At 34.3% G+C, this 4,260-nt stretch carries 4 protein-coding genes and 1 pseudogene; 2 read left to right on the top strand and 3 right to left on the bottom strand.

What is annotated here, in order from left to right:
• Nucleotides 1-315, top strand: a pseudogene (locus tag ACIQ2X_RS14210) (NAD(P)/FAD-dependent oxidoreductase); the annotation flags it as partial.
• A 187-nt stretch (nucleotides 316-502) separates the two neighbouring features.
• Here ACIQ2X_RS14210 and ACIQ2X_RS14205 read toward each other — a convergent pair.
• The 3 genes from ACIQ2X_RS14205 to ACIQ2X_RS14195 are packed head-to-tail and all read right to left on the bottom strand — an operon-like array spanning nucleotide 503 to nucleotide 3,184.
• Nucleotides 503-2,095, bottom strand: coding sequence for a S41 family peptidase (locus ACIQ2X_RS14205; protein ID WP_396179600.1), 1,593 nt, complete (start codon nucleotides 2,093-2,095; stop codon nucleotides 503-505).
• Between the two features lie 3 nt (nucleotides 2,096-2,098).
• On the bottom strand, nucleotides 2,099-2,533 hold the full coding sequence (locus ACIQ2X_RS14200) for a deoxycytidylate deaminase (protein WP_396179599.1): 435 nt from the start codon (nucleotides 2,531-2,533) through the stop codon (nucleotides 2,099-2,101).
• Between the two features lie 60 nt (nucleotides 2,534-2,593).
• Nucleotides 2,594-3,184: a HupE/UreJ family protein gene (locus ACIQ2X_RS14195; RefSeq protein WP_396179598.1), complete on the bottom strand. Its 591-nt coding sequence runs from the start codon at nucleotides 3,182-3,184 to the stop codon at nucleotides 2,594-2,596.
• A gap of 175 nt (nucleotides 3,185-3,359) precedes the next feature.
• On the opposite strand from ACIQ2X_RS14195, the gene ACIQ2X_RS14190 reads away from it, so the two are divergent.
• On the top strand, nucleotides 3,360-3,791 hold the full coding sequence (locus ACIQ2X_RS14190) for a TerB family tellurite resistance protein (RefSeq protein ID WP_396179597.1): 432 nt from the start codon (nucleotides 3,360-3,362) through the stop codon (nucleotides 3,789-3,791).
• Nucleotides 3,792-4,260: the final 469 nt, after the last annotated feature.

Genomic DNA, 4,260 nt, shown 5'->3' with positions numbered 1-4,260 from the left:
GTTGTTACTAATAAAAAATCATACTTAACAAAAACAATTGTTGTAGCCATTAATGCTTCGAATACTTTTGCAATTGAAGGGTTGATGCACTTTGTTATTCCGCACGAAAAAGCGAATCCAGAAAAAAATAGAGTTCAGTTAAAAAACAACGACCACTTGGTTGCCGAAGGAATATATGTAGCAGGTACATTGGCAGGTTGGCGAAGTCAATTGTCCATTGCAGCCGGTAGTGGCGCATCTGTAGCAACGGATATTTTAACGCTTTGGAATAACGGAATACAGGCCCAAATTCACGACAGCATTACTAAAAAATAATAAAAATTTTTAACTACCTTGGTTGAAACCGTGGTCAATGTTTGACAAATTTAATTAAAACAGTTTTGTACAATGCTGGATATCGCATAGAGTTTCAATCGAAGGAATGCTTAGAAAAAACCAAATTTTGTGCAATTGATTTTCGTTTTCTCAAAAAAAAACGATTGCAATTGATCGCAAATAAATTTTACTTTTTTTCGGTTTTTAAAACCTCCTTAATCATCGTATCGAATGGCAACGTTACCTCGTAATAATACTTGGAACCATACAATTGCTGCGCAAATTCGGCTGCAATATAGCGCTGAATCATTGGCTTATTTTGATCAAATTTTGCCAGTAAGCCTAAATCCCCAAACTCGTTTTTTGAAAAATATTTTTTAAAGGCTTCAAAATAAACATCAGAGTACAAATTTTTAGCGATAAAATTATTGAAACTAATTCCTCTGTACAAGTTGCGATTCTTGTCTAGTTGCTCAAAAACAAAATTTCCTACGTACGGCGATTGCATGAAATAAGCAAGTCCCTCATCTCCTACTTCATTTTGTAAAGGAATAAATACATCGGGAACAATTCCACCGCCTCCAAAGACTATTTTTCCTTTTGGCGTTTTAAATTGAATGGTGTCGGCAATTTTAATACTGTCTTTGGAATACAATTCGCCATTATCAAATCGATGTGCAAATTCCTTATTGTAGTCTTCGCTGCCGTTTTCATAAGGTTTTTGAATGGATCGTCCTGTTGGCGTATAATAACGTGCAATGGTTAACCGAACGGCCGAACCATCGTTGAAATACTTTTCTTGCTGCACCAATCCTTTTCCAAACGAACGTCGACCCATTATAATACCGCGATCGTTGTCTTGAATCGCTCCCGCCAATATTTCACTGGCAGATGCTGAATTTTCATTGATTAAAATTACTACTTTTCCTTTTTCAAAATCACCTTTTCCGGTGGCAAATGTTTTGTCTACTCGACCCTTTCGGTTTTTTGTAAATACAATCAATTGGTCTTGCATCAAAAATTCATCGGCAATTTCGACGGCTTTCTCTAAATAGCCACCGCCGTTATCCCTTAAATCAACAATAATGGTTTTAGCAGCCTTTTTTTTGAGGGCTAAAAGTTCTTTGTGAAATTCATCATACGTGGTTTCGGCAAACCTATTGATTTTGATATACCCCACTTTATTATCGATCATCAAACCTACATCGACACTTTTAATCGGCACGACATCGCGTTGCACCGTTAATTTCAGTTTCTTATTGATGATTTTTCTAAAAACAGTCAATTGGATTTTCGAACCTTTCTCGCCTTTAAGTTTCGCAAATAAACTATCTGTGGGTAATTTACGCCCAAAAAGTTTGGTTTTATCTGCAAATAAAATTTTGTCGCCCGATTGAATACCTGCTTTTTCTGACGGACTATTTTCAACTACATTTATAACCGATAATGTGTCGTTGTGCATGTAAAAGTTGATGCCAATTCCCACAAAATCTCCTTTCATACTCTGTGTTATATCTTCCAATTCTTCTTTTTCAATATAAACAGAATGCGGATCCAATTGCTCTAGAATATCATTTACGGCAAGATTTACGATGGAATCTGTATTTACACTGTCCACATATTCCGTATCAATAAGGTGAATCAGTTGATTCAACTTGTTTGTAGGATCGTTGGCGGATGAAAAATTAGTCACAGGAAAATTAAGCATAGTCCCTAAAACTACACCAATTGCAAGCGTTGCAAATAAATAAATGGGAAGATAGTTGTGCTTATTTTTCATCTTTTATAAATCCTCCAATTCGGTAATTTGTACTACCTCTATTCCTGCTTTTACTAAGAATTGTAAACCGGAATCGTCGCGATATCCGTTTTGGTACACAACCCTTTTGATTCCTGATTGATGAATGAGTTTGCTGCAGTCTTTACACGGCGACAAGGTGATATACAGCGTAGCTCCTTCGCACGACTGGGTAGAACGCGCCACTTTTAAAATAGCATTTGCTTCCGCATGAAGTACATCCCAACGGGTCAAACCCGCCTCGTCTTCGCAACAATTGTCAAAACCCGAAGGAGTGCCGTTGTAACCATCCGAAATAATCATCCGATCTTTTACGATAATCGCACCTACTTTTTTGCGTTCGCAATACGAGAGCGACCCCCATTCTCGGGCTATCTTCAAATAGGCTTTATCGTATCGGGTTAATTTCTCGGAATTCATCAATGTGATTTTAATGTAAAACAGCTGTAAAAATAAGGAACAAATGACCTAAATTAATAATTATTTCCAAATTTCACTTTCAATTAACATCGGTATAACCACCCCAATAATTATTGAAGAAGTAATTAAAATCCAATTTCGTTTGGAATTTCTCATAAAATATTGAACGATAAACGATATTAATAAGACCGTTACGACCACTGCGAGTTGAGCGATTTCAATTCCAACGGCAAATTGCAGCATAGGTATGATTTTATCGCTTGGAGTTCCCGCTAAAATAGAATTGAAATAATTGGAAAACCCTAATCCGTGAATAATTCCGAAAAATAAAGTAACAAAAACCGCTGCTGAAATTGATGCATTATTCTTTCCTTTTCCTGATTGGAACAAATTGTAAACCGCTGTACATAATATCGTGATGGGAATTAAAAATTCAACTAAAGTAACATTGATTTTTACCATTTCGAAAACCGCAAGCACCAACGCTAAGGTGTGACCTAAGGTAAAAACAGATACTAAAGTGATGATTTTTTTCCAGTCTTTAAAATGATATGGAACTACTAATGCGGTTAAAAACAAAACATGGTCGTAAGCATTTATATCCAAAACGTGTTTCAAACCTACATTTAGATAGAGCATAAATTCTGACATAATTTTTAATTTTTTGAATTCTGTTGTGCTATTCAAACTTACAATTTATTTTGAATATGATAAATGTATCGGCTCATAAATAGTAAAAATGTATTTTCGACAAAAGTTTCAATGCTCTATTCCTTAAAATTTTAAAATAGATTATATCTTTGTAAGATAAAAAAAACACACAATTATGTCATTTGCAGAATTATTTGATAGCGGATTTAAAAACAGAAACAAGGGACATTTTGCTTCAATTGTTAGAGTTGCGATGGAAAACGGACATTTGAGCGAAGAAGAACGGTTGTTTTTAGACAAGCTGGCAACACAATTAGAAATTTCAAAGGAAGAATTCGATGAAATTATGGAGAATCCGACGAAATATCCCGTGAATCCTCCTTATTTACACATTCATCGTTTGGAGCGTTTGTACGATTTGTCCCGAATGGTTTATGCAGACCACGTTTTGGGACCGCGTCAAAAAGAAATTCTTACGCGTTTTGCCTTAGCACTCGGTTTCACTCCGGGAAATGTGAGTTATATTGTAGATAAATCCTTGTCCTTACTGGTTTTAAACGTTGATTTAGATACGTTTTTATTTGAAATGCAACACATGAATAAGTAATATATTCCATTTTAACAAACCTGAAAGGTTTTCGGAAAGCAGATATTTACATTAGTTTTGATAAAATAAAATCCGAATTATAACAGTAATTAGTATTAAATAGGTAAATACAAATTACGGCAAAAATGCTATTAGTTCTACGAAAAGAAAAACACAAAAAAACGGCTTAAGGATTAATTCTGTAAGCCGTTTTTTGAACTCATTTTGCCGTTCGTAAGTTAATATACTTTAATAAACCTCAACTTTATTTATTTTTTTCGCGCTGTTAAATAAAGATTTATTTTTTTAAATTAAAATACCTAAAGAAACAACCTTTTAAAAACTGGAAAGGCTACTCACTTTTGTCGATTGATTTAACACAAATATGATTTATGTATATCCGTAATTGCTCATATTTTTGTATATTTGTTTGATAGATAAATTATTGGGTATGAATATTTTTAGTTTTGGAGTCGAATTTAGTAGTGAA

It is taken from the genome of Flavobacterium sp., from assembly GCF_044368625.1.
In the GTDB taxonomy this organism is placed as follows: Bacteria; Bacteroidota; Bacteroidia; order Flavobacteriales; family Flavobacteriaceae; genus Flavobacterium.
Note: the sequence above shows the minus strand (reverse complement) of the source record. Positions and strands in the feature narration are given on the sequence as shown.

What these genes read in the sequence shown, in the direction of transcription:
- ACIQ2X_RS14205 (WP_396179600.1), bottom strand. Translation starts at nt 2,095, where the DNA reads ATGAAAAATAAGCACAACTATCTTCCCATTTATTTATTTGCAACGCTT.
- ACIQ2X_RS14200 (WP_396179599.1), bottom strand. Translation starts at nt 2,533, where the DNA reads ATGAATTCCGAGAAATTAACCCGATACGATAAAGCCTATTTGAAGATA.
- ACIQ2X_RS14195 (WP_396179598.1), bottom strand. Translation starts at nt 3,184, where the DNA reads ATGTCAGAATTTATGCTCTATCTAAATGTAGGTTTGAAACACGTTTTG.
- ACIQ2X_RS14190 (WP_396179597.1), top strand. Translation starts at nt 3,360, where the DNA reads ATGTCATTTGCAGAATTATTTGATAGCGGATTTAAAAACAGAAACAAG.